Source organism: Algoriphagus litoralis (assembly GCF_003259255.1).
Taxonomy (GTDB): Bacteria; Bacteroidota; Bacteroidia; order Cytophagales; family Cyclobacteriaceae; genus Algoriphagus; species Algoriphagus litoralis.
Genome location: NZ_QGOL01000008.1, coordinates 127,394 through 154,001, shown reverse-complemented (window position 1 = coordinate 154,001; position 26,608 = coordinate 127,394). Strand labels below are relative to the sequence as shown.

General features: G+C 44.6%; 23 protein-coding genes. 10 read left to right on the top strand and 13 right to left on the bottom strand.

Annotated features, from left to right (window positions below; all coding sequences use genetic code 11):
- Positions 1-7 precede the first annotated feature (7 nt).
- The gene (locus DK188_RS10385; protein ID WP_111670751.1) at positions 8-901 is read left to right on the top strand and encodes an ABC transporter ATP-binding protein; all 894 of its coding nucleotides are present in this window, start codon (positions 8-10) and stop codon (positions 899-901) included.
- Positions 894-2,204, top strand: a complete 1,311-nt coding sequence (locus DK188_RS10380; RefSeq protein ID WP_111670750.1) for an ABC transporter permease — start codon at positions 894-896, stop codon at positions 2,202-2,204. Before DK188_RS10385 ends, DK188_RS10380 begins: the two co-directional genes overlap by 8 nt.
- Positions 2,205-2,265: 61 nt before the next feature.
- Here the strand turns inward: DK188_RS10380 and DK188_RS10375 are convergent, their stop codons facing one another.
- A complete protein-coding gene (locus DK188_RS10375) occupies positions 2,266-2,736 on the bottom strand; it encodes a Dps family protein (RefSeq protein WP_111670749.1) in 471 nt (156 codons plus the stop codon).
- Positions 2,737-3,042: 306 nt separating this feature from the next.
- On the opposite strand from DK188_RS10375, the gene DK188_RS10370 reads away from it, so the two are divergent.
- From DK188_RS10370 to DK188_RS10360, 3 genes are all read left to right on the top strand, one after another.
- A complete protein-coding gene (locus DK188_RS10370; protein WP_111670748.1) occupies positions 3,043-4,278 on the top strand; it encodes a sensor histidine kinase in 1,236 nt (411 codons plus the stop codon).
- Positions 4,279-4,451: 173 nt separating this feature from the next.
- Complete coding sequence (locus DK188_RS10365) at positions 4,452-6,032, top strand: peptide chain release factor 3 (protein ID WP_111670747.1); 1,581 nt, start codon at positions 4,452-4,454, stop codon at positions 6,030-6,032.
- A gap of 147 nt (positions 6,033-6,179) precedes the next feature.
- Positions 6,180-7,340, top strand: coding sequence for an ATP-binding protein (locus DK188_RS10360; RefSeq protein ID WP_232825711.1), 1,161 nt, complete (start codon positions 6,180-6,182; stop codon positions 7,338-7,340).
- Positions 7,341-7,640: 300 nt separating this feature from the next.
- Here DK188_RS10360 and DK188_RS10355 read toward each other — a convergent pair whose 3' ends face one another.
- Positions 7,641-10,103 (bottom strand): TonB-dependent receptor plug domain-containing protein, encoded by a 2,463-nt coding sequence (locus DK188_RS10355; RefSeq protein WP_111670746.1) that lies wholly within the window; start codon positions 10,101-10,103, stop codon positions 7,641-7,643.
- A 285-nt stretch (positions 10,104-10,388) separates the two neighbouring features.
- Here DK188_RS10355 and DK188_RS10350 point away from each other — a divergent pair, with 285 nt between their 5' ends.
- The 4 genes from DK188_RS10350 to DK188_RS10335 all read left to right on the top strand — a co-directional run bounded on the left by DK188_RS10350 (position 10,389) and on the right by DK188_RS10335 (position 13,635).
- A complete protein-coding gene (locus DK188_RS10350) occupies positions 10,389-12,095 on the top strand; it encodes a GMC oxidoreductase (RefSeq protein WP_111670745.1) in 1,707 nt (568 codons plus the stop codon).
- 3 nt (positions 12,096-12,098) lie between these two features.
- Complete coding sequence (locus DK188_RS10345) at positions 12,099-12,692, top strand: gluconate 2-dehydrogenase subunit 3 family protein (protein WP_111670744.1); 594 nt, start codon at positions 12,099-12,101, stop codon at positions 12,690-12,692.
- Positions 12,693-12,964: 272 nt separating this feature from the next.
- Positions 12,965-13,159, top strand: a complete 195-nt coding sequence (locus tag DK188_RS10340; RefSeq protein WP_111670743.1) for a CsbD family protein — start codon at positions 12,965-12,967, stop codon at positions 13,157-13,159.
- Positions 13,160-13,200: 41 nt separating this feature from the next.
- Positions 13,201-13,635 (top strand): sll1863 family stress response protein, encoded by a 435-nt coding sequence (locus DK188_RS10335; protein WP_111670742.1) that lies wholly within the window; start codon positions 13,201-13,203, stop codon positions 13,633-13,635.
- Between the two features lie 61 nt (positions 13,636-13,696).
- On the opposite strand, the gene DK188_RS10330 is transcribed toward DK188_RS10335, so the two are convergent.
- From DK188_RS10330 to DK188_RS10280, 11 genes are all read right to left on the bottom strand, one after another.
- Positions 13,697-14,596, bottom strand: a complete 900-nt coding sequence (locus tag DK188_RS10330; protein WP_232825710.1) for a Nif3-like dinuclear metal center hexameric protein — start codon at positions 14,594-14,596, stop codon at positions 13,697-13,699.
- Positions 14,597-14,724: 128 nt separating this feature from the next.
- Complete coding sequence (locus DK188_RS10325) at positions 14,725-15,384, bottom strand: hypothetical protein (protein WP_111670741.1); 660 nt, start codon at positions 15,382-15,384, stop codon at positions 14,725-14,727.
- A gap of 21 nt (positions 15,385-15,405) precedes the next feature.
- Positions 15,406-16,209, bottom strand: a complete 804-nt coding sequence (locus DK188_RS10320) for an SDR family NAD(P)-dependent oxidoreductase (protein WP_111670740.1) — start codon at positions 16,207-16,209, stop codon at positions 15,406-15,408.
- On the bottom strand, positions 16,190-16,870 hold the full coding sequence (locus tag DK188_RS10315; RefSeq protein ID WP_111670739.1) for an acetoacetate decarboxylase family protein: 681 nt from the start codon (positions 16,868-16,870) through the stop codon (positions 16,190-16,192). The genes DK188_RS10320 and DK188_RS10315 overlap by 20 nt, the downstream gene beginning before the upstream one ends.
- On the bottom strand, positions 16,863-17,624 hold the full coding sequence (locus DK188_RS10310) for an SDR family NAD(P)-dependent oxidoreductase (protein ID WP_111670738.1): 762 nt from the start codon (positions 17,622-17,624) through the stop codon (positions 16,863-16,865). The genes DK188_RS10315 and DK188_RS10310 overlap by 8 nt, the downstream gene beginning before the upstream one ends.
- Before the next feature lie 60 nt (positions 17,625-17,684).
- Complete coding sequence (locus DK188_RS10305; RefSeq protein ID WP_111670737.1) at positions 17,685-19,403, bottom strand: IlvD/Edd family dehydratase; 1,719 nt, start codon at positions 19,401-19,403, stop codon at positions 17,685-17,687.
- A 126-nt stretch (positions 19,404-19,529) separates the two neighbouring features.
- Positions 19,530-20,504, bottom strand: a complete 975-nt coding sequence (locus DK188_RS10300; protein ID WP_111670736.1) for a glycosyltransferase family 61 protein — start codon at positions 20,502-20,504, stop codon at positions 19,530-19,532.
- A gap of 52 nt (positions 20,505-20,556) precedes the next feature.
- Complete coding sequence (murA, locus tag DK188_RS10295) at positions 20,557-21,864, bottom strand: UDP-N-acetylglucosamine 1-carboxyvinyltransferase (RefSeq protein WP_111670735.1); 1,308 nt, start codon at positions 21,862-21,864, stop codon at positions 20,557-20,559.
- Complete coding sequence (locus DK188_RS10290) at positions 21,864-22,526, bottom strand: DUF4290 domain-containing protein (protein ID WP_111670958.1); 663 nt, start codon at positions 22,524-22,526, stop codon at positions 21,864-21,866. Before DK188_RS10290 ends, murA begins: the two co-directional genes overlap by 1 nt.
- Before the next feature lie 65 nt (positions 22,527-22,591).
- On the bottom strand, positions 22,592-24,850 hold the full coding sequence (locus DK188_RS10285) for an ATP-dependent helicase (protein WP_111670734.1): 2,259 nt from the start codon (positions 24,848-24,850) through the stop codon (positions 22,592-22,594).
- A 181-nt stretch (positions 24,851-25,031) separates the two neighbouring features.
- Positions 25,032-25,871: a lysophospholipid acyltransferase family protein gene (locus DK188_RS10280; protein WP_111670733.1), complete on the bottom strand. Its 840-nt coding sequence runs from the start codon at positions 25,869-25,871 to the stop codon at positions 25,032-25,034.
- A 129-nt stretch (positions 25,872-26,000) separates the two neighbouring features.
- Here DK188_RS10280 and DK188_RS10275 point away from each other — a divergent pair, with 129 nt between their 5' ends.
- Positions 26,001-26,600, top strand: coding sequence for a sigma-70 family RNA polymerase sigma factor (locus DK188_RS10275; protein WP_111670732.1), 600 nt, complete (start codon positions 26,001-26,003; stop codon positions 26,598-26,600).
- Positions 26,601-26,608: the final 8 nt, after the last annotated feature.

Here is a 26,608-nt window from a genome sequence, read left to right as displayed (position 1 = left end):
TTTTCCAATGCTTCAGATTTCAGGTCTAAATAAGTCATACGAAAGACATCAGGCGCTCACAGATGTCGATCTTTTTGTGCCAAAGGGAGTGGTTTTTGGACTTCTGGGCCCAAATGGAGCAGGGAAAACTACCCTGATCCGAATCGTTAATCAAATAATCGAACAAGACAGCGGGACGGTGGAGCTTGATGGGAGTACCCTTTCCCCCGAAGATATCCGAAAGATCGGGTACCTGCCTGAAGAGCGAGGCCTTTACAAAAAAATGAAAGTATGGGATCAGTTGATCTATTTTTCCAGACTTAAAGGACTTAGTGAAAGCGAGGCCAAAGTTCAGATCAAAGGATGGCTGGATAAGTTGGAAATCGGAGGCTGGAAAGACAAGAAAATAGAAGATCTATCTAAGGGTATGGCTCAGAAGGTACAGTTTATTTCTACCGTTGTCCACCGCCCGTCGCTGTTGATCTTAGACGAACCCTTTTCAGGTTTTGATCCTGTGAATGCAGAGCTCATCAAAAATGAGATTCTAGAATTAAAGGAAAAAGGGACCACCGTGATCCTGAGTACGCATCGTATGGAATCTGTGGAGCTTCTCTGTGATCATGTGGCGATGATAAACAAATCCCGAAAAATCCTCGATGGTACCATTAGCGCAGTCAAGCGAAGCTTTCGTCCTGAAGTATTCCAGATAGCCCTCAATCAACTCAAAAAAGACCTGCCTCAGGAATGGACACCCAAATTGACTGATGAGAATTGGGTGTTTACATTACCTCTGTCCGGAAAAACTCCAAATGAACTCCTTATAGAATTGATGGAGTATGGAGAGGTGGTCGTTTTTAAGGAACAGGTACCAAGTATCGAAGAGATTTTTATTCACCAAGTACAAACAGCTGCAGATGAATAAAATACTATTAGTCATCCAACGGGAATATTTAGCCCGGGTCAAAAAGAAATCCTTTCTGATTGCTACGCTACTTACCCCCTTGATTTTTCCAGCGATCATGGGCGTATTTGTATGGATCGCACTGGAAGAAAAAGAAAATCAATCCCTCAGAATCATTGAAGTGATCGATGAGACGGATCTGTTTTTTATGGAAAGTTCGGAACAATATGCCTTTTCTTCCTCAGATGGCGATATAGACGCGGCCAAGAAAATGGTTCTGGAAGGTGAGCGATACGGATTTCTCTACATCCCCAAAATGGACATTTCGCAGCCAGGAGGTATTCAGTATTTTGGATTGGAAAATCCAAGTATAAACTTGGTCAGCTACCTAGAAGGAGCCTTAAAGAGAAAAATCGAAGATCAACGGCTATACGAACAGGGTATTGATCCTAAAGTTTTAAAGGAAATACGGACGGATGTATCTATCCAGTCGATTACTTTGGGAGAAGAAGGAGAAGAAAAAATCAATAATGCCACGGTGAATTATGCCTTGGGATTTCTGTCAGGCATCCTGATTTACATCTTTATTTTTGTCTATGGCAATCAGATCATGCAAGGGGTGATTGAGGAAAAGTCTACCCGGATCGTCGAAATCCTTGTATCTTCTCTTAAACCTTTTCAACTCATGATGGGCAAAATCGTGGGAATCGGCGCAGTAGGACTTACCCAGTTTTTAATATGGGTGATGCTGATCGGCACGCTTTCTTCGGTGGTGATGGGAGTTTTGGGAATGCAGATGCCACAGCAGCAAGCCATGGAAATGGCCAGTCCCGAATTTGCTCAGGCGAGTCCTGATTCCAGTGAATTGGCAAGCATGCTGGAGGTGATCAGTGGGATAGATTTTGTGGCGCTGGTTGGTAGTTTTATCATTTATTTCCTAGGAGGATATTTACTTTATGGAGCTTTGTTTGCCGCGATAGGATCTGCAGTGGATTCTCCATCTGATGCGCAGCAGTTCATGCTCCCTGTCACGATTCCCTTGATAGTGGCTTACATGGGGCTCTTTGTTTTTGTCCTACAAGACCCGACCAGTTCTACCTCGTTTTGGCTATCCATTATACCGCTTACCTCTCCTATTGCCATGATGGGTAGAATCAGCTATGGCGTACCTTTTTGGGAGCTGGCGCTTTCGATGGGATTGTTGATCGGTGGTTTTCTGTCCACTACCTGGCTAGCTGGCAAAATATACAGGATCGGTATTCTGATGCATGGCACAAAGCCTTCCTATAAAACGCTCTGGAAATGGATTAAAAGTAGCCAGTAAAACAAAAATCCCGGCCAAATCTTCGATCTGACCGGGATTTTTGTTTACAGGTAGTGGCGACTTAACGCAAGTAGGCAGAAAGCATCCAGACCACTTTTTCTTTTTCAGTGATGTAATCACTCATCAGAGAGACCGTTCCTTCATCCCCATGTTCATTAGCAGCTTCAAGGGATTTTCGTTCAAGGGTTAACAGGTCATTCAGATTTTCACGTATGATCTCCACCATCTTTTTTGCATCTGCTACATCTTTCGCCTCTTTGATTCCAGAGTTTTCGATGTATTCCGCATAAGAGGAATAGGGTCTTGCGCCCAGTGTCAAAATCCGTTCTGCAACGCTGTCTACGTTGACATTTGCCACTGTATAGAGTTCCTCAAATTTGGCGTGAAGTTCAAAGAAATTTGGGCCTGATACATTCCAATGGAAATTCCTCAGATTTTGGTAATAAATCTGATAGTTGGCTAGGAGTTCATTGAGCATTTTCACGAGTGTTTTGGATTCTTTGATTTCTAATCCGATGTCGTTTGTTTTCATGTTTTTTAATTTTATTGGTTAATGGTATCGTCCAAAATAATTATCCTCTTGATTTAGGATTTGGTTAAGGACATGCTTCTAAAACCTGATTGTGACAACTTATATGGGATCATCAGCGGATGAATTAAATCCAATGTTTTTAGCTTTGATTCATACTTGATCTCATATAAATCGCTAATTTTTCAAGCTTGATCTAGTATACTTAACGCAATAAGCTCTGGAAAAGGTCACTGATAAAATCTATTACTCACTTATACTTTCAATGAGGCTCGGGAGTTAATATTCCTGAAAGCACTATTCTCCTAAATGAAAAACAGATTTCAAGACCTTACGTCCATAGACTTTTACAAAAACAAGAAACAAGTCAAGTGGCTGGTCTTTTTCGTATCGGTATTGATTGGTTCAGGATCGATTTGGTATACCAATCTGCTAGTGGATGAACTGAGAGAGCGGGAAAATCGCCAAATCCAGCTCCTCTCCTCTGCTTTGGATTACGCTGCCACTACCTCCGAAAATCTCACCTTCATCAATCAGGAGATAATTCAGCAGAATTATTCGATCCCGATCATCATGGTGGATGCGCAGGGCGATCCTATAGAATTCCGGAACATCAAGTTTAAAAGCAACCCAGATCGGCAGGATTCGCTCAAGACCCTTTCGAAGGAACTTTTGGAGATGCAGGAAGAATACGAACCGATCTACTTGCAAGAAGCAGAGATCCGGGTATTTTATCGAAATTCTGAGCTCCTGACCAATCTCAAGTATTATCCTTATGTCCAGTTAGCGGTCATTTTGGTATTTGGGTTACTGGCATTTGCACTTTTCAACCAAAGCAAAATCTCCGAGCAAAACAGAGTATGGGCTGGTCTGACCAAAGAAACAGCGCATCAATTGGGAACGCCGATTGCCTCTCTGATGGCCTGGATAGATTACCTGCGAAACTCCCCCGTATGGGAGGAAAACAAGGAGATTATCCAGGAAATGGATAAGGACGTGGTCAAGCTCCGGATGGTCACCGAGCGATTTAGCAGCATAGGAAGCAAGCCCGTCATCCGTGCTGAGAATCTCTATGCAGTCATCGAGGAGACAATTACTTACCTCCGACCCCGTATCTCCACCAAAATAGACATGCAGATCCACTCCGATACCAAGGACCTAGATGCCATGATGAATAAGCCACTATTCGAATGGGTGATCGAAAACATCTGCAAAAACGCTGTGGATGCCATGAAAGGGAAGGGTTCTATCACCATCGATATTCTGCAGGACAGTGACAAATATGTGATCGTGGATATTACAGACACCGGCAAAGGCATAGACCGCAGAAACTTCCGAAAAGTATTTAATCCGGGTTTTTCTACCCGACAGCGAGGTTGGGGGCTTGGACTTACCCTCGCCAAGCGGATTGTAGAGGGCTATCATGGGGGGAGGATTTTTGTGAAAAATTCTGAGGTTGGAAAGGGTACAACCTTCCGAATTATGCTTTTGGGAAATCTAGAGGATGCTTCTCAGTTTATTACAGAGGGGATTTTGGAATACTAAAGAATTTACGATTTACGATTTTTGATTTACGAACATTTTGAAAAACCTCTCCCATTAATTCCAAAGGTTCAGGCATAAGAATTAAGGATTGAAGTTCGTAAACACGTCGTCAATCGTAAATCTGAATTCGTAAATCCATTTTCCTTACCTTTGCCCCCTGAAATTCAAACCTCATGACGCTGAAAGAAGAGATCCAGAAGAGACGAACCTTTGCCATTATTGCCCACCCCGATGCTGGGAAGACTACCCTCACTGAGAAATTACTACTTTTTGGAGGTGCAATTCAGACTGCAGGAGCAGTCAAATCAAACAAAATTGATACGGCGACCAAGTCGGATTGGATGGCAATCGAGAAGCAGCGTGGGATCTCTGTCGCCACTTCCGTGATGGGATTTGAATACAAAGACATCAAAATCAACCTGCTCGACACCCCAGGTCACCAGGATTTTGCAGAGGATACGTATCGTACCCTGACTGCTGTCGATTCGGTCATCATGGTGATTGACTGCGTCAAAGGGGTGGAAATCCAGACCGAAAAACTGATGGAAGTCTGTCGGATGCGAAATACGCCAGTGATCTGCTTCATCAATAAATTGGACCGGGAAGGTCGGGATCCTTATGAGCTGCTGGAAGAAGTGGAGCAAAAGCTGAACATCCAGTGTCATCCCTTATCCTGGCCAATCGGTATGGGCAAAAGCTTCAAAGGCGTGTACAATCTTTTTGATCACAATTTGAACCTGTTCACACCTTCGCAGCGAAAGCTGAGCGATGTCCGACAGAAATTTGAAGATGTGAATGACCCTGAATTGGAGAAATTAATCGGACCCAACTTCGCCAGCAAGCTTCGCGAGGATGTGGAATTGATCGAAGGCGTATATCCTGAGTTTGACACAAATGCCTACCTGAGTGGCAAAGTTGCTCCTGTTTTCTTCGGTTCGGCGGTGAATAACTTTGGCATCAATGAGATGCTGGACACCTTTATTAAAATCGCTCCAGCGCCAAAAAGCAGAAAAACAGATATACGTGAAGTGACACCTGATGAGTCAAAATTCTCCGGCTTCGTTTTCAAAATCCACGCAAACATGGATCCGAATCACCGGAACCGGATTGCTTTTTTGCGGATTTGCTCAGGCAAGTTTGAGCGAAATAAGCCGTACAATCACGTCCGCGGACCGAAGCCATTGCGATTTTCCAACGTGACTCAGTTTATGGCACAAGACAAGGAAATCATCGACGAGGCATTCCCGGGAGACATTGTTGGGCTTTACGATACTGGAAATCTAAAAATCGGAGACACACTTACCGATGGAGAAAACATGGTTTTCACTGGCATTCCGAGCTTTTCGCCGGAAATTTTCCGTGAAGTGGTGAACAAAGATGCGATGAAAACCAAGCAACTGGAAAAAGGATTGAAGCAACTCATGGAAGAAGGTGTGGCGCAGCTTTTTACCTTTGACATTGGCTCAAGAAAAGTAGTCGGAACAGTCGGTCAGCTTCAGTTTGAAGTCATCCAGTTTCGTCTCAAAAACGAATACAACGCCACGGTGGAGTTTCAGCCGATGAATCTCTACAAAGCCTGCTGGATCAGCAGCAAGGACAAAAAGCAATTGGATGAATTTGTACGATCCAAGAATCGCTACATCGCCCGGGACAAAGACGACAAACTGGTCTTTATGGCCGAGTCAAAATCCTGGCTGCAAATGGTGCAGGACAATTATCCGGATATTGAGTTTCACTTTACTTCGGAGTTTTAAGGTTTTTTTATGCTGTCCCGCTTCGATTGTTATGGAAGCGAGACTTTTTCTTGCCACAAAGCTCTTTCGGAAATGGAGTTTTAAATAAATACATTGTTAAAAACTGGAAAAATCCGGAATCTGATTCCATATTTTTCCATATTTTTGATGATGATCACTCGAAAGGCATCAGAAAAACTTCAAGAATTGGCTACTTATTTCAAAGTAGTTGCTGTAGTAGGTCCCCGCCAATCTGGCAAAACAACACTTGTCCGTTCCATTTTCCCTGATAAACCCTATGTGTCACTTGAAGATCCCGATCGACGGAGGTTTGCCTTGGAGGATGCAAGAGGATTTTTAAGTGAATTTCCGGAGGGAGCTATCTTGGATGAAGTGCAGCGCACACCCGAACTGTTTTCTTATTTGCAAGGTGTAGTGGATTCAAGTTCTCAATCGGGGCAATTTATCATTACCGGATCAAATAATTTCCTTTTACAGCAGTCCATTACTCAAAGTCTGGCAGGAAGAGTGGGGTATTTGCAGTTGCTTCCTTTTTCTTTGACCGAACTCTATTTAGAACAAGCAGGCTCTCCTTCAGAAAATGACCTAATGCAGAAAGGTGGCTATCCACCGCTCTTTGAGCCTGGTATTCCTACAGATTTATGGTTTCCAAATTATCTTCGGACTTATATTGAGCGGGATGTAAGGCAAATCAAAAATATTACTGATTTAATTGTTTTTGAGCGCTTTATCCGCCTACTGGCAGGAAGGGTGGGACAAGAATTGAATATGACCTCGCTTGGTGCCGAAGTTGGGGTAGATACCAAGACCATTCAATCTTGGATCGGTATTTTGGAAAGTAGTTTTTTGATTTATCTTTTAAGGCCGCATTTCCAAAATTTCAATAAAATTATCGTTAAACGGCCTAAAATTTATTTTTTAGATACTGGGTTGGTAAGTTTTCTTTTAGGAATTAGTACCGTTGAGCAGTTGGATTTTCATCCTTTAAGAGGGTCAATATTTGAAAATTTGGTGGTTTCCGAAATGATCAAAAAAAGAACGAATTTAGCCAAAGAAATCAATCTATTTTTCTGGAGAGACAAGACCGGACATGAAGTTGATGTGCTGATCGATGAGGGATTAAACTTAATTCCCGTTGAAATTAAATCTGGGAAAACCATCAACTCCGATTATTTCAAAAACCTGAGATTTTGGATGAATCTGAGTCAGCGCAAAAAAGGAGTTTTGCTGTATTCTGGCAATCAGTCTCAAACGCGAAGTGATGGGATAGAAGTCAGGAATTGGAAGGAGTTTTTATTCAGATCATAGAGTTTCGGGTCTTTATGGCCGAGTCAAAATCCTGGCTGCAAAAGGTGCAGGACAATTATCCGGAAATTGAGTTTCACTTTACTTCGGAGTTTTAGGGTCATCAACCCTCCAAGGAATTCAAACTCATGTAGGGTTTTATTTATGCTGTCCTACTTCTCCAGATGGTGGACAAATTTCTTACGAAAGAGCTTCTGTCGGCAATGTAGCGAAGACTGAAATAATAATTCGAAACAGGAAAATATGGAATTGGATTCCATTTTTGGTCAAAAACCTTTTCATAGAACCTCTCTTCACCTCTAATCACTTCTCGATTTTATAGCTAAATCTTGAAGCCCCAGGATTCCCCAGATTGCTAATTCCTTCGATTACTCCATGGATTTCAGTTTCTACCTCATGGTTATAAAACTTAATCGAAGCTTTACCGCTTGAGTCAGTTTGGATGTCAGGTGCCCAAAAGAGTGTCACCCGCCGGTCAGGTCTAGGCTGTGGTGGCTCCTTAGCTTCATACTTTGGAGAATAGAATTCCTTTTCTATTTGATATCCCTTTGGTACTAGAGGGTGATCCAATCGATTTGGGGCCATGGACTGCACTTTTCCTCTTTTGGTGTAGAAGCCCAATACGCCATTTGCCCCCCGTGAACCAAAAATTGCGGTATCTGGTCCTTTCCATACCGATACACTTTCAATCTCTATAACAGGAATTGAACTTAAGCCTTCGATCGGAATCGGAATATCGTCCACCATGATCAAGGGCTCCACACTGCTGTTGATCGAGCTTACCCCTTGAATCAGAATGCTCCAGGTATCGCCACTTCCCCATACTTGTACCCCTGCGACTCTCCCTTTGACTAAGTCCAGTGGATGTTGAAGGTTTTCTAACCCTGTATTGTCAGCCACTGTGATTTTTGTCGATCCACCTCCATAAATCTTTGGACCTGAGTATTGATCTATGATTTTTGTTCCGGTTACTTCGACCCCTTCTAGTGAAAAGAGGTCTTCGTCAAAATCAAACGCTCTGCTTATATTTTTTCTCTCCACGCTTTTAGTTAGAAAATCCTTTTCAGCTGCAGTTGGAGTTGAAAAGAAGGGTAATATGGGATACTTAAGCGCGGGAGAGTTGAGCGGGTTTTCAACAGAAATAGAAGTAGCAGTTTTCCCGTTTTTGGACTTCCCCTGCAGCATGACTTCATCTGAATCAAAATAGATGAGGTCTTGGAATGAGAATTTGCCTTCTGAATCGCTGAGAGCAGTCCTGGAATCGGAAACGGGAAAAAGGGATAAATAGGAAGCCGTCCCGCCGGCAATGGGTTTGTTGGTTTTTGGATCAGTAAGTTGACCAGTGATCGTAAGGCCCTTTTCGATGCGGTAAACGGGTTTTGGGATTTCTCCACTCAAAGCCTTTTTGATTGTGAATTTTCGCCAACCTTGGGTGAGTAGCAAGTAATCGAGTGCAACTTCCCGGTCCGGATTTTCAGGATTGAAATAGTATCCAGGGTTTTCAATTTGTCCTCGTAGCTCAGACGAAAGTAGAAGGTTGGATTGAATGGTTTCTTGGTCCTCTTCAAAAGACACTTGGCTCTTATCAAAAACACTCATGGAGAAGTTAGCTGCGACCGGCTTGCCATTCTTGTCTTTTGCGGTGATATCAATTCTAACTGGTTCTCTGGGTCCATAGTTGGATTTGTCAGGGACTGCAGAAAGTAAGAGTTGATTCTGATGATCTATGAAGACCAAGCGCTCAGCCAAAGGAACCCCGTTTTCATCTAAAGCAGTGATTTGGGCGATTCCTGTGAGAAATTCTTTCTTGGGAATTCGTACAAATACCACTCGATTTGCCAAGTCGGCCCGACTCGATGCACAGACTAATCCTCGAGTCTGTGCCAAAAGGTTGATTTTTGAGATTTGAGAGTTCTCATTCGATTGGATTTTCACTACAATATCTTCAGACTGGCAGGAGTTGCTCACCGACATGACGAGGCCGGATTCCTGGGCTGGGGGCAGTTCCAACTCCATTCCCGAGCCTTCCAAGTCTTCTAAGTGGGCTAGATAGGTTTTTCCTTTTTCGGGTAAAAGAGGAAAAACTCCCATTCCAAGCGAATTACTTTCAAACTCAGCAATGACTCGTTCTCCTTCCAGAATTTTTCCCTTTACTACTTTCCCAAGTCCATCTTCACCAATGGCCTTAAAGGCTACTTTACTGAGAATTCCCTGGACTAAATTTCCCCCTTCGGGAAAAAACCGAATGTCCAAATTTTCTTTTGCAAACTCAGTTTCTGGAATGTCCGAGGGTTCGGAGATGACTTGGCTGTTCCAAATTTTTAAGGGTCGGTGAAAAAAATATTCTTCACCGGAATTTCGCATCCAATTGGTGTAGGCTCGAAGTAAATAATTGCCTGACCGGACTGAATCTGAAAGCTCAAGCTGACCAGAGGCAAAACCATTGGGAGTGAAAAGCTTTTGTTGCTGGATTAGTTCGCCCTCTGAGCCGATCAACTCTAAATAGATGGTGGTACTCAGCGAAGAGGGGATGTGAAAAGGCCCGACTGTGAGGTAGGCTTTCAGCCAAATCGTTTCACCCGCAGAATAAGTTTCTCTATCGGTGTGTAAATAGACTTTCTCCTGCGGTTGCTCGGAAATGTAGCGCTGAAATTCTGCAATGATCTCTTCCAAAGGATCTTTAGCACTTGAAAATGAGAGAAACAGGCAAAAAATTGACAGAAACAGTACTTTTAAGAATAGGGTAATCCCGTTCAGTCTATCCATTTTGCCTATTCCTTTCCCCAACTTTATAAAATCTTTATTCTGAACTCTAACAAATAAATTTTTTGTACGATGATAGGAACTCAGTATTTCTACAAATAATACGTAAATAAACGTATTTCAACTTTTAATATTATCCAAGTTCAACTGCTTTAAAAAGATTATTTCCACTTTTTTAAGGCTCTTGGAAAATAGTCGAAACTCGTTTGATTAAATATTTCTGATATTTTGAAACAAACGATTCAGGAAAATTTTGGCTATACTTGACCCTCTAATAAACCTATTGTAATGGCCAATTTTAATATTGACGCGGATAAATCCCTGACCTATGATGCCATCGTTATTGGTTCAGGAATCAGCGGAGGCTGGGCCGCAAAGGAACTTTGCGAAGCCGGACTTAAAACCCTTGTACTTGAAAGAGGACGAATCGTCGAGCATGTCGTCGATTATCCTACGATGACGCTGGATCCTTGGGAGACCGAGCTTCGGGGAGGACTCACGCCTGAGCAGAAAGCCAGACATCCCAAAGGTGGTAGATCCGGTTTTATCGGGGAAATGAATGAGCACTTTCATGCAAATGATGTTGAAAATCCATACACCGAAGTCAAGCCGTTTCTGTGGGTTCGAGCGCACCAAATGGGCGGTCGGTCGCTACTTTGGGGCAAGCAATGCTACCGTTGGTCGGACTTGGACTTTGAAGCAAATGCAAAAGATGGCCATGGAGTGGATTGGCCAATTCGATACAAAGACCTGGAATCTTGGTATACCCACGTGGAAAAGTTTGCCGGTATCAGCGGAGAAGCACTCGGTCTTCCACAGCTTCCTGACAGTCATTTTTTACCACCGATGGAGCTCAATTGTGTGGAGAAGCACGTAAAGGAGCGAATCGAGAAGGAATTTTCCGGAAGGAATATGATCATTGGCCGGGTGGCTCACCTGACCGAACCGCTTAATGGCAGAGGGAAATGTCAGTTCCGAAACCGTTGTGACCGAGGTTGTCCTTATGGAGCCTATTTCAGTAGCAATGCGGTGACTTTGCCTGCGGCAAATGCGACCGGGAATCTCACTATTCGACCATTTTCCATCGTTCAATCCATTGTCTACGATGAGCAAAAGGGTAAAGCGTCTGGTGTCAGAATCATCGATTCTGAGACGGGAGAGGAGATTGTCTACAAAGCAAAAATCGTTTTTGTCAACGCTTCCACGCTGAGCACTACGCAGATTTTGCTCAATTCCACTTCCAGCCGTTTTCCAAATGGACTGGGGAATGACTCGGGTGAATTGGGGCACAACCTCATGGATCATACCTACCGGGTCGGTGCCATGGGTGCAGTGGAAGGTTTTGATGACCAATACTACAAGGGAAGAAGGCCAAACGGCATCTACATCCCACGCTATGTCAATCTGGATGAAAAGACCAAATCGGATAAGTTCGTCCGTGGATTTGGATTCCAGGGAGGTGGAGGTCGTGCAGGCTGGGGAGCAGGCGCCAATCAGGAAGGCTTTGGCGGGGACTTTAAAGATGGGCTGATGAAGCCTGGACCTTGGGAGTTTTTCATCACAGGTTTTGCAGAGTGCCTTCCATATCATGAAAACAAGGTGTACCTCAACGAAGAAGTCTTGGACAAGTGGGGGCAGCCTACGCTTTCAATCGATGCCGAATGGGGTAAAAATGAGCTTGCCATGAACGAGCAGATCCGTATCGACGCCAAAGAAATGTTGGAGCGAGTAGGAGTGAAGAACGTCATGGACTTTGATAACAAGCACGAAATGGGCTATGGGATCCACGAGATGGGCACCGCCCGAATGGGACGGGACCCCAAGACATCTGTGCTGAATGCAACCAATCAGGTACATGATTGTAAAAATGTCTTTGTAACCGATGGGGCCTGTATGACTTCCTCATCTTGTGTGAATCCCTCCTTGACCTACATGGCGCTGACCGCAAGAGCCGCCAATCATGCCGTATCCGAACTGAAAAAATTAAACCTCTAAGCCATGAATAGACGAGACGCACTTCGAAAAACCGCCTTGTTTGCCGGGTCTGCTGTAGCCGCACCGAGCATGCTGAGTCTTTTGCAGGCCTGTGCCAAGCAGGACAGACTGACTTGGACGCCACAGTTTCTGGGAGAGGACCAAGCCAGATTCATTACCGCTTTCGTAGATTTTTTACTTCCCAAAACAGATACACCCGGAGGCCTGGATGTGAAAGCGGATATTTTTATCGATTCTATCTATGCGAAAACTTACGACGAAGCGGGCCAAAAGAATGTGGTAGCCGAGATTGATAAGTTTAACGCGGATTGCAAAGCGAGCTATGGGAAAGTTTTTGCCGAACTCAGTCCAGCGGATAAGACGGCATGCTTTCAAGCCCATGAGGCAAATTCTCCCAAGTTCCCCAAGAATGTATGGGGAACGTCTGTTGGCCCCCGAGAACCTGTAGGTTTCTACCGTGGACTAAAATCTACCGTGCTTTGGGCCTATTTTACTTCTGAGCAAATTGGAAAAAACGTCTTGAGTTATGACCCGATCCCGGGAGAGTACAACGGCTGTATCCCCGTATCCGAAGTGGGGAATACTTGGAGTTTGTAAAAAGGACAAAAAATAACGTGTAATCGAAAGCAGGAAACTGGGCATGCTGTCCGGATTTCCTGTTTTTTTTGGATTGGCCGGATGAAATACCAGGCCACAAGGGGGTAAATTATGCACAAACCTGTGGGATAATTACACACTTTGGAAAGATTCCACACGGTGATAGCCAGGAAAATACCGCCAAATAGCCCTTTTTGGCGAGTAAATGGCCTGTGGCACCCGGTTTGGGTTAAAGGAATTACAATTTATTGTTTCACTTAACCAATCAGAAAATGAAAACCGACACTAAACTTCAAATCAAAGGAAACTGGAACGAACTGAAAGGAAAGCTTAAGCAAAAATACGCTGACCTGACTGAGGATGATCTTCTTTATGAAGAAGGTAAAGAGGAAGAACTTCTCGGACGCCTTCAGAAAAAACTCGGTGGATCTATTGATACCGTGAAAGATGAAATCAACCGTCTTTAATCCGTTGAAATAATCTTTTCAAAATTTTAAACCAACATACTATGAAACTTAAAACAATCGCAATGGCAAGCTTCTTTGCCACTGGACTCATGACCATGTCATGCAGTGAAAACAACAAAGTGGAAGATCAGAATGAGGAAATGGTAGAAGTGCAGTCAGATTTTGACAGAGAACGCGCTGAACTCCGTACCGAACTTCAGGAGCTTGAGCTAGAAATCGATAAGAAACTCATCGATCTAGAAGCCAAAAAAGAAAAAGCAGACGCAGAAATGAAAGCTGAAATCGAAGAAATGGAATCTGAATTGAAAGATGAAAAAACTGATGTCGAAAAGGCGCTTAATGATATTGAAAATGCGACTGAAAATACTTGGGCTGATATCAAGACTGGTGTGAACAATACCACTCGGGATATCGAACAGGAATGGCAGAAATTCAAAATGAACGTTGATGAGACCTTTGATAAGGACAATTCTTAAATCTAAACGTTTTGAATACTGTCGGAAGTGGGTTGATCGTAACGGTCAACCCACTTTTTTTTTAAAATATTTGAAGTGAATTTCCAGAGGGAATATGATGCACTGGTAAGTCCGGCATGTGTTTATTGAGCCAGTTTTTCACAAACTCAGACCCTCCCTCTTCACTGGCGGAATGGCCAATCTCGACCATGGAAAGCTTTATTCCGATTTCATTTGCTGCCCTTACATATTCAGGAGTTTCCCATTCATTGGACTCTCCACAGACCAAAACATCCGGCTGATGCTCCATGATCTGGGTGATCTGAAGTCTTCCACCTACAGCGCCGGGTAGGAGTAGGACTTTGGTACAGGATTGGTTCAAATCTCCCACGTAGCGCATGGCTGGAACCTGAAGTTTATTTTTAATGTGGTTGATCAATCCGCGAAGATCCGTTTTTGGGATCATCAAAATTCGGCTTCCGGGTGTATAGTAGTCGTTCCAGCCCAAATCTCCCACCACACCCACTCGGACACCATCATCTTGCATCCGGTGGACATAGTCATGATTTCGCCATATGGTGATGTTGTGTTTGGCCATCAGATCATATTTTGCTCTGAAGACCGGATCATTCTGGAGATAATCTGTCTCGTCCTGACCGGAGAAAAAAGTAGGTTCGTGGGGGATGATCAAATTTGCTTTTAAATCGATGGCTTTCCGAATGATCTCCATGGTGGTAAACATAGTAGTAACAACACCCGAAACTACCGTTTCTCGTGAACCGATTTTGATGGTGTCAACGGTTTGAGCAAATGGACCATTTGGAACCTGCGAAATGAATGTGTCCATGATTTCTCCCACGGTCCACGATTTTTTTTGACCGATAGAAAAAGCATCCATCGGGTCTAGAATCATTCCTGCACCGATTAGGGCACTGGATTTAAGAAGGAAGTCGCGTCTGGAAGTTTGGGTCAGTTTTGTCATTTGGTGAGGAGAATGATTTTTACAAAAGAATAAAAAAAAAGTGTCTGGAGGAATGAAATGAAAACTGCCGTAAATGGCACAATTACGGCAGTATTGTTATGACGATCAGCTTAATCTTAATTCCGATTTCAATCTACTTTTATATCGGTAAACCAGATGAACCGATTGCCATCAGCTCCCATGTGGTCTTTCGTCAAGGTAATTGGGCCGAACTTTTCAGAATTCTCCCAAGTCCAGGTGCGTCCTTCTGTACCGTTTCCTCTTCTGAAAGTCCACTCTAGGATCATGTTGTTTTCATCCAAATAGAGGTCGTATGCATCGCCAGGCGTATAACCCATCTCTGGAGAGGTAGGCTCACCTGATTTGTAAAGGATGGTCAGCTTGGTTGAATTGGTTTGGGAAATCGGTGAGGGAACATTTTCCACTGTCTCATAGGTGTATCCGGTATCCCAAGCCAGTTGGAATGGCATCATGAACCAATACTTATCATTGATGAAGGCGCCGTCTTGCTTGGGCAGTGAATCTGCTGTCAAGCTGTAGGTGAATGTGGTATCTGGACCAGAATAATAGACTGTACTGTCTTTGATATTCCATTTCCAATCCCGGGACAGCACGTTGACAGAGTCACGCTGTACATTCCATGTGTAAGCGATGGAGTTGATTTGGTCAAAGTTTTCAATGCCGTAGGCTTTCGCCACTTTCATAGGAAGGGTATCTGGCATTTCGGTTTTTTGCTCGCAAGCGCTGATCAACCAGAGGAAAGTGAGCAGGAATAAGTAGTTTTTCATGAGTAGGTGGTTAGAAAGGTGTCAAACTTGTGAGGAATCTTTTTGTTTTGCTATCCAAGATCGGAATTTCTTTGATTCAATAGCCTGAGAAATAGGACGAATGACATAAAGAAAATTATTGAGGTGAAGCATGACACGAAACAGAAGTGAAGGAAATATCTTCTTTTTACCTGCTGCGACTCCTGATAGCATCTTTTTGGCTACAATTTGGGGTTGCTGAATTGGGAAAGCCTTGGGAATTTCTTGGCCCGCTGTCTCAAAAAAAGCCGTGGAGGTAGCGATCGGAAAGACTAAGGTGAGCCAATCTCCGGTATTTTCTGCCCAAATAGTCCGCGCCCACTGCAAGACAGCGGCCTTGGTTCCTCCATAAATGCTATAGCCCGGAATTGCCCAAAACGCAATGGCCGAACACGTGATAACATGGCGGATGTGAGTTTTGGGAAATGATTTCCGTAATTCCATGCCAAGCTGGATAGGGCTGAAGACATTGAGTTGAAAAAGGGCGTCCATCTGTTTCCAGTCCTGAAGGTCTGCTGCTTGGTATTCTGCTTTTCCGGCATTTGCAAAGCAAAAATCAGCTCCCTGCCAATTGTTTTTCACCCAATCCAGAATCAATCCATTCCCCTCTTTTTTACTTAAATCCGAAAGTAAAAATCCTTCTAAATCCGGGAACTCGGCCTGTAATCTTTCAAGACTTTTAGCTGAATTATCCGCTGCCAAAATCCGCTTAGTGAGGGGATAGAGCTGACGGACCAACTCTTTTCCAATTCCTGAGGCGGCTCCTGTTATGATGACTCTGGAATTTTCAAAAGATTTCGTCACCATAGTGGGGCTCAGGGAATTTGATATTGAATGGGTTGACCTTCACAGCGAGCAAAGGCTTAATCTGTGTGATATCAGGGAAAAAGTCTGGGTCCAAGGTTATTTTTTTGACATTTGCCAGCTTACCCCATCCAAATCCTCGGGGTTTGGTGTAGTATTTTACTTTATTCCAAGTCTGGCAGAGATGTATGGGTAGCAAAGCTGTCGAGAGAGGAAAGGGCAGTCCGCCAAAAGTAATCTCCGTAGACAATACCACCTTATCTCCGGATTTGATCTCGATGAGGTCTTTTCCATTTTCCTTTTTCCAGGAAAATGGCAGCAATTCCTTGGGTATTCCCCAGTTATTTCGTCCGTTTTGGGTGCTGGCTTCACTGTCCACGTATATTTTGGTGATCGCCTGCTTTTTGCTTTTCCTGAATTTTCCGGGGATAATCAACAGTTCATGGTAGGGGCCGACAGGTGACTTTTCATAATTGACCAGCATGACATAGCCAAGCCCACCTCTGAATTTCCCTTGCAGATGCTTAGGCAGAAGGGCTGACTTTTCTACCCAGTCTTTTTTGAATTTGAAAATCAAAATTATCCCTTCACCACTCAGATTCCACGGCGGAGGAGATTTCAACACCAAGTGCAGGTCTTTGACAATATTGTGGTTTTCAGGCATAAGGTGATGGGCTGATAGCTGTCCAACCGCCATCTACTACCAAGGTCTGTCCGGTGATATGCCGGGCTGCATCCGAGAGTAGAAATGCCGCTGCTTCTGCAATGTCTGTAGGCGACGCAGGTCGGCCCAGTGGGGTAAGTTTGGACCAAGTGGTGACATAGTCCGGGTCGGAAGTGGTCCGCTCAGTCAGTGTGGCTCCAGGCGCGATGGTGTTGATTCGGATGCCAAATGGGGCAAGCTCGAGGACCAGATTTTTTGCCAGCATTTCGATAGCGGCCTTGCTCATGGCATAGGCGGCTAGGTTTTCGTGACTTTGGTGTGCAGTGACAGAGGAGGTCAGAAGAATGGAACCGCCACTTTCCTGATCTTTCATTACCCGAGCAGCGGCTTGGGTTAGGAAAAAAGTTCCGGCCTGATTTACCCGCATCACCTCTGCAAAATCCTGACGTGAATAGTCCAAGAAGCCTCCAAAAAGTGTTATGCCAGCATTGGCAACTACTTGATCGATTTTGCCAAAATGATCTAAAGCCAAACGCACCATTTCATCAATTACTTCCTCCGATGAGGAATCGCCTGAGCATCCCAGTACCATGCCTTTACGCATACGGGAGAGTGAGGAAACAGCATCCTCTGTCAGACTGACTTCTAGGTCATTGAGAATGACATTCGAGCCGGAATCCAGTAGTTTTCTCGCGATTTCCAGTCCGATTCCCTGACCAGCTCCGGTAATTATGGCTACTTTTTCGGGTTTCATGATCGTGTATTGATAACCCTCCAAGTGTTTAGAAAACTTGGAGGGTGTATAATCTCTTAATTAATGCGAATCTCGCTTGACCTCCAATCCTGAACTGCCCTGAAGAAAATCAAAGTCCACACCTTCGTGTGCCTGATTAACTTTGTCCAGAAATAGGTTAACATAACCGCGCTCATAAGGAAGCTGAGTCGGGACAAAGTCGATTTTCCTTCTCACAAACTCTTCATCAGAAATAAGGAGATTGAGCGTTCGATTCGGTACGTCGAGTGAGATCATGTCTCCATTTTGGACAAAAGCCAAGGGACCACCGATGGCGGATTCCGGAGATACGTGAAGGACTACCGTTCCAAATCCGGTCCCGCTCATTCGACCATCAGATATGCGGACCATGTCTTTGATTCCCTTTTCAATCAATTTTTTTGGCAATCCCATATTTCCTACTTCCGGCATGCCAGGATAGCCTTTTGGACCGACATTTTTCATGACCATGACACAGGTCTCGTCGATGTCCAGATCCGGATCGTCCACTTTGGCTTTGTAATCGTCGATGTTTTCGAAAACGACCGCTCTACCCGTGTGGACGAGTAGGTTAGGTGTGGCAGCAGAGGGTTTCAGTACAGCTCCATTCGGGCAGAGATTACCCTTGAGGACAGCAATACCCGAGTCAGGTTTGATGGGATTTTCCAGCGTGCCGATCAGGTTGCGATCCCAGCATTCGGCTTTTGAAATGTTCTCTCCGATAGTTTTCCCGTTGACCGTAATTGCGTCAGTGTGGAGGTGTTTTTGGATTTCACGCATTACAGCTGGCATCCCCCCTGCATAGAATAAGTCTTCGACCCAATGCTCCCCTGAGGGTTGCACATTAGCAATTAATGGGATTTTGGCAGAGAAATGATCAAAATCTGTCAGGTCGAGTTCGACTCCGATTCGCTTGGCTATGGCTGTCAGGTGAAGGATAAAATTGGTAGATCCGCCAATGGCTGCATTGACCATGATGGAATTTTCGAAGGCTTTTCTGGTCAAAATCTTATCCATGGTCAGGTCTTCCCTGACCATTTCTACGATTCGCATGCCAGCCAGATGTGCAAGGACTTTCCGTCTTGAGTCTGCAGCAGGGATGGTGGCATTATCTGGCAAAGCGAGACCCAGCGCTTCCACCATGGCTGCCATCGTAGAGGCTGTACCCATTGGCGCACAATGTCCGATTGATCGGGACATGGAAGATTCCACTTCGATCATGTCTTCTTGGGTGAGTTTGCCTACTTTGAAATCTTCAGCAAATCTCCAGATGTCGGATGTTCCGATTTTTTTTCCTCTAAATCTTCCGATCAGCATCGGGCCTCCTGAAAGGACCAAAGTGGGTAAGTTTACCGAAGCGGCGCCCATTACCAGGGAGGGTGTGGTTTTATCGCAGCCACACATGAGGATGACGCCATCCATTGGATTGGCGCGGATGCTTTCTTCCACATCCATGGAAGCGAGATTACGGAAAAGCATCGCTGTAGGTTTGATCGAGCATTCACCGAGTGACATCACGGGGAATTCTAGGGGAAATCCACCTGCTTCCCAAATGCCCCGCTTAAGTGCTTCTGCCAAATCCTTAAAGTGGGCATTACATGGAGTCAGCTCTGACCAGGTATTGCAGATGCCAATTACGGGCTTTTCGCCATTAAAAAGGTGGTGTGGAAGTCCCTGGTTTTTCATCCAGGATCGGTAAATGATACCGTCTTTTCCGGTGCGGCCGTACCATTCTTGGCTACGGAGTTTTTTCTTGGTCATAGGTTAAATCGGGATGAGCAAATTTGGCCAAGAAGATACCAAAAAAATGGAGAAAAGGGCAAAAGGCAAGAGCTAATTGCGAAAAGTAGTTAACCTGAAGAAGGTTCTAAAAAGGGTTTGATCTCCTTATTCTATTTGATCCAGAGTCGAATACAATGCCTGAATATTGATGGTAAAGTCAGTCATGATCGTATCCTGATAGTCGCCTTTATTTAAAGTATAATAATACTCAAGCTCCAGCGCCGAGGCCAAATTGAAATAACACTGGTTTTCGGAATCTCCAATGTTTCTAATTTCCAGTACTTTGGCGCCTTTTGGCAAAAAGAGCATATTGGTCAGAGCAGCACCGTGCAGGCATACCAGAAGTTTGGTCTGAGCCATTAACTCGATTTGCTGTTTGACGCTAAGCTGTTCGGCACAGACTATATCAAAGCCCCTTTTTCGCAGGATCAGTTCCACTTCGAGTTCGTTGTGTGCTTTGCGTTTGGAAGCTAGTTTCCGGCTGATATAGACTTTCTTCCAAGGAGATTTTTTTGGAATGGAGGCGAGTTTTTCCCGTGTTTTTTGGGCTAAAGCAGGGATGAAGTTTGGAAACTCGGCAGTTCTGGCGGTCAGGATCAGTGTGTCGACTTTCAGGTTTTCCCGGGATTTAAAAAATTCAACCTTGGTATTCAGCAGCTCTAATGTTTGCGTAACGTAATCCAAGCTTCGGTAGGATTCGGGAAGTATGACAGGTGAATTTGAGTCACGATCCAATCCTTCCCAAATTCTCGGAAGGCAGTCAGTCATCCAGTGAAAATAATTGGCACTCCACTCATCAATCACCCAAATTCCTTTGGGGACTTTTCTCCACGCTTTGGTACAGCATAGAGCTACCCGCTTGGCATATTGCAAAGGACCCAAGTCTGATACATGGGAATGGGAGGAATAAAATTTGAGTTCTCCGGGAGAGAAAATGGTGTCTTGAAGTATCCAGACATGCTTCAGGTGAACAGGAAAGAGCCGCTCAAAGGTCACAGTAAGCGATGGCTCGAAGAGTTCGTAATCCTTCGGGTCAAGATTTACTGGTAACGTTCGATCAATGGTGACTTCCTGACGCAAATCTTCAATGGGTTAATGAAAAAAGGAAGGGGAGGTGTACTCTCCCCGATGATTAAGGAATTCTCTCAATTTTTGCGCCAAGCGCATTGAGCCGCTCATCAATATTCTGATAACCCCGGTCGATTTGTTCTATATTGTCAATGACCGAAGTGCCTGTAGCTGACATAGCTGCGATCAAAAGTGCTACCCCGGCTCGGATATCCGGTGAGGTCATCCGAATGCCACGTAGCGGATATTTCCTATCCAGCCCAATCACAGTCGCACGATGGGGATCACAGAGAATAATCTGTGCGCCCATGTCGATCAGTTTGTCTACGAAAAACAAGCGTGATTCAAACATTTTCTGGTGAACCAATACGGTTCCTTTTGCCTGCGTCGCAGTCACCAAAATAATTGAAAGCAAATCCGGTGTAAAGCCTGGCCAAATCTGGTCAGCTACGGTCAGGATCGAACCGTCGATGAAGGTTTCGATCTCATAATGTTTCTGCGCAGGGATGAATATGTCATCTCCTCGAAACTCCAAATGAATGCCCATTCGCTTGAATGTCTCTGGAATGATCCCCAAGCGGTGAATTTGACAATCTTTGATCGTGATTTCAGATTGGGTCATGGCTGCCATTCCGATAAACGAACCAATCTCGATCATGTCAGGAAGCATGGTATGGTCGGTTCCGCCGAGAGCCTTTACTCCTTCGATATGCAGCAGATTTGACCCTACACCTGTGATTTTGGCGCCCATACGGTTGAGCATGTCGCAGAGTTGCTGAAGGTATGGCTCACAAGCAGCATTGTAGATGGTGGTTTTGCCTTCGGCTAAAGCTGCCGCCATCACGATGTTTGCAGTACCTGTCACCGAAGCCTCATCCAGAAGCATGTATGTGCCTTTCAGTTTTTTTCCATCAATATGGAAAATCTCATTTTTCGAATCGTAGTGGAATTCTGCGCCCAGTTTTTGAAAGCCAAAAAAATGGGTGTCCATTCTTCGACGTCCGATTTTATCCCCTCCGGGTTTGGAGAGTTTTCCTTTTCCGAATCTTCCCAAAAGTGGCCCCAGAATCATGACCGATCCTCGAAGTGCCGAGGCTTTGGATAGAAAATCTTCGGTCTCCAAATAGTCAAGATTCACGGCATCCGCCTGAAATGAATAGGATTCTGGCCCTAGTTTTTGGACTTTCACGCCCATATCCGCGAGCAGCTCGATGAGTTTATTGACGTCTCGGATATTTGGGATCTTGTTGATGGTGACTTTATCGGGAGTCAGAAGTACGGCGCAAAGAATCTGAAGCGCCTCGTTTTTTGCTCCTTGAGGAATGATTTCACCTTTCAGTTTGGTGCCACCGGTTACTCGAAATGATGCCATTAATTTCTACGCTTTTTATTGTTGTGGCCGTTGTTTCTCGATTTCTTGGGATGATTAAACTTCTTCTTTTGAGGTTCTGCCTCGATGTGCTGGATTTTGAAGTCTCGTCGGGTGTTGGATTCGAAAAGTGCATTTTCACGTACTTTCTCTAAGTCAATATGAAGCTTCCCTTTCGAGAGTGTTTTGATATCGTCCAGAATGATGCCGTCATCAAAATTGTCTCTGTTCCAGGTGGAGTGAAATGAGCGCATCAACTGACCGATGTAAATGACAGCAGATTCCTGATCCTCGTCGTTCTCGATTTCAATGGCTTGTTCGATGAGTTTTTCAATGTTTCGCCCGTAGTGCTTGAATTTGATCTCGCCCTTTGGATAGCCTATGGGTTGGGGTTTTTTGCCGAGCAGTTCCTTTTCAGGCATAGGGAATGGTCCGTCTACATCCAGCTTGAAGTCAGACATGATGTAGATGTCATCCCAGAGCTTCTGGTCATTCTCCTGTCTCCAGGTAGGATTGAGCTGTTTGATGATTTCAATGACGGTGTAGGCACTTTGGGTGCGCTTTTCACGGTCTTCTATCGCGGTGACATGATCTACCAGGCGTTGAATGTTTTTGCCGTATTCTTTCAAAATAAGATGTTGTTTTTCAGGTTCGGTGTGCTCCATATTGCTTCCCGTTTTTGCCATACAAAAGGTAACAAAAAATCACCAAAGGACAGGGAAGCAGGTGATTAGTCTATGATTCTGAGCTTGGCAAAGCTAAGCAATAATGTTTTCTCCCCAAAATGCTCAAATTGAATGGTTGCCTTTTTGTTAAGGCCTTCAGTTTCAATTTTTTGAACTTTGCCAAAACCAAATTTTGGGTGCTCTACCAGCTGCTCAGGTTTCAAGCCATTGGTGTTGGAGGGCTTGAAATCTGGAGAAGGCGTATGGATTTTCAGCTGGGATGGTGCACGGGATTCGGGTTGTTTTTTGATACCAATAAATCCACCGGTCCCCGGCAATCCTTCTTTCCGCAATGCTCTAGGCATATCCTTGGATGACATCCGCTTGTTGACTTTGATCATCCTTGGATCTACTTCTTCCAAGAATCGGCTAGGTTCACAATTGAGCAATCGTCCAAATCTGTAACGTGACAGCGCATAGGTTAAGTATAATTTATCCATGGCCCGGGTAGTAGCCACGTAGAACAGCCGCCGCTCCTCCTCCAGATCTTCACGACTCTGCATCATCATCTGGGAAGGGAAGAGATCCTCTTCCATACCCACTACAAAGACCTGCTTAAACTCGAGACCCTTGCTGGAGTGGATCGTCATCAGCGTGATGGCATCGGTTTTATCCTTGTCCTGATCATTGTCCGTGAGCAGCGCGATCTCCTGCAGAAATGAACCGAGGCTTTTGTCCTCATTCTCGGGATTGTCCACGTATTCTTTGATCGCATTGAGCAATTCCTGAACGTTTTCATAGCGGTTGAGCCCTTCGATGGTTTTGTCTTCGTAGAGCTCACGCAGCAGGCCGCTTTGCTTTGCAATGGTACTCGCTGCCTCAAAGGCGTCTTTTCGCTCAACTTCGATCTGGAAAGCTTTGATCATGGTGGCAAAATCATCCACAGAACTTCCAGCCCTGCCGGGTAAGAAACTGTGGGCATTTTTGACTACTTCCCAGAGGGGAATGTCATGGTCGTATGCCGAAACGAGAATCTTTTCCACGGAGGTATCGCCGATTCCACGCTTGGGATAGTTGATGATCCGCTTGAAGGCTTCCTCGTCCACAGGATTCACTGTGAAGCGCATGTACGCCATCAGATCCTTGATTTCCTTTCGCTGGTAAAAAGACAATCCACCCACGATCTTGTAGGTCAGATTCATTTTGCGCAGGGCTTCTTCCATCGATCTGGACTGCGAGTTGGTTCGATAGAGTATTGCAAAGTCGCTGTTGTTGAGCTTCTTATTGTTTTTTTCCTCAAAAATCGTGTTGGCGACGATTCGTCCCTCTTCTCCGTCAGAAGTAGCTTTGATCAATTCGATCAATTCTCCCTCGGGATTGGAGGTCCAGACCAGCTTTTTGAGCTGGGCTTTGTTCTTGTCTATGATGGAGTTTGCTGCCTCGACGATAACCTTGGTAGACCGGTAGTTTTGCTCCAGTTTGACGACAAACAGATCTGGGTAGTCTTTTTCGAAGTTCAGGATATTTTGGATATCCGCTCCGCGAAAAGCATAGATACTCTGGGCGTCATCACCTACCACGCAGATGTTTTGATGGACTGCTGCCAGCTTTTTGGTAATGAGATATTGAGAAATGTTGGTATCCTGAAACTCGTCCACCATTACGTATTTGAAGCGTTGCTGGTATTTGTTCAGCACGTCCAGATGATCTCGGAAAAGCACATTGGTATTGAAGAGCAGATCATCAAAATCCATTGCGCCAGCTTTGAAGAGTCGTTCCTGATAGCGCTGATACAATTCGCCCATTCGGGGCTTCATCGCTGCCTCATCGTCAGCTTTGACATAGGGGTCGTTTTGGTAGGCTTGCCAGGAAATGAGTCGGTTCTTAGCTCCTGAGATTCGAGATAAAACTACACTTGGTTTGTACACTTTGTCATCGAGTCGCATTTCCTTGACGAGGGTGCGGATGAGGGATTTGGAATCGTCTGTATCGTAAATGGTAAAGTTGGAGGGATAACCGATTTTTCCGGATTCGACCCGGAGGATTTTTGCAAAAATGGAGTGAAAAGTCCCCATCCAGGTATTTCTGGCCTCTAATCCTACCAGTGTCTCAATGCGGTGCTTCATCTCAGCAGCGGCCTTGTTGGTAAAGGTCAGGGAGAGAATATTGAATGGGTCAATCCCTTTGGCATAGATCAGGTGAGCGATGCGGTAGGTGAGTACCCGGGTTTTGCCCGAACCTGCACCCGCAATGATCATCACCGGACCGTCGGTATGCTGTACTGCCTGTAACTGTGGGGGATTGAGTTCCTTTAGGTAATCCATTTTTTAGTATCTAGTGGCTAGATTTTAGAATCAAGAGGTATGATCCAAGTCTAGTGTTTTCTTTAAAGTTCGATTTACGAAATTCGAATTACGAGGGTATCGGTAGTGTTGATATAAAGCATAAATCAGGCTTTTGCTATTTTTCACCTCCGAATATCCAAGCCTCCAAACTTCCTAACCCTTACACCTTCCACCGCTTGTGGCTCCACAAATAAAGATCCGGTTGGTTTTTGATGTTTTCTTCTAGCCTGCGGCAAAATTCGTCTGTGATGCTGTGAGCTTGTTGTGAATCGTAAGGAGGCTCAGCGACTTTCGTAAATTCAAAACGGTAATGACCCCGTTTCAATTTGGTCATTTTGCCAAAAAAAACCGGTAATTCCATCTTTTTAGCCATAAATTCTCCTCCTTCGAAGAAAAAGGCCGGCCTATTGAGGAAGTCACGTTGGTAGCGCTTTTCAGAACTTGGAGGACGCTGATCGGCTGCCAAATGGACGATTCTAGGCTGGCTTCTCATGGTAATCATACTTTTACGAAACTCACGCTTCTCGGTCATCACTCCTCCAAAATGGGTCCGAATGGCAAGCATCAATTTATTGAAAAATGAATTGTTGAGCTTCAAATAGACAGTTTCGGCGGTCACTTGGGTATTGGACGCGACACCTAATATGGCCATTTCCCAGTTGAAGACATGTCCAGCCATCATCAGTGCACTTTTTCCTTTTTGAACTTCCCAATCGATGATTTCCTGATTGACCACTTCGAATCGCTGACGGAGCTCCTTTTCGGAAATGGTCAACATTTTGATCGTTTCGGCGAAGAAGGCATCCGTAAAATTCCGGTAGAATTTGTTTCTGATTTTCTTTCGTTCATCTTCAGATTTCTCTGGAAAGGCAAATTTTAGGTTTTCGTCGATTACTTTTTTGCGGTAGCTGATCACAAATCGGGCGATCAGGTAGATCAAATCCGAAAAAAGGTACAATACAGAAAGGGGCAAATAGGACAGCAGCCTAAAGAAAAACATAACAATCGCCGGTTGATGGGGAAGTTTTGCTCCATGTCAGGAGCTAATTCAGCAACAAAATAAATTAATTCGCCCGACTTTCGGTTTAATTTCTGGTTATAAATTGGGCATTCATTACTTTTGAACCTTATGTCTGAAGTACAGCGCAGAAAATATTCTCAGGAAGAGAAAACGGCCATCTTCGATGGGGAATTTATGCCTCACATAGATTCCATGTACAATTTTGCTTTTCGACTCACCTTTGACGAGGACGATGCCAAAGATCTCGTGCAGGATACCTACATGAAAGCTTTTCGGTTTATCAATTCTTTTGAGCAGGGGACGAATGCCAAAGCCTGGCTTTTCAGGATTCTGAAAAACAGCTTTATCAACGAGTATCGGAAGAAAAGCAAGCAGCCTACGAAGGTAGATTATCAGGAGGTTGAAACTTTCTACAACTCGGATGATGTTGACTACCAAAGTACTTCCGATCTCCGGGCAGAATCGGTCAAGGATATGCTCGGAGATGAGATTTCCAATGCGCTCAATGCATTGGCAGTCGACTTCCGAACGGTGATTATCCTGGCGGATCTGGAGGGCTTCACCTACGAAGAAATGGCAAAGATTCTCGATATACCTATCGGGACGGTAAGATCCAGGCTGCATCGCGCCCGGAATCTTTTGAAGGAACAGTTGAAAGGATATGCCCAGTCAATGGGATACAATACGGAAGAAGGAGAGGAAGATTAAACGATTAC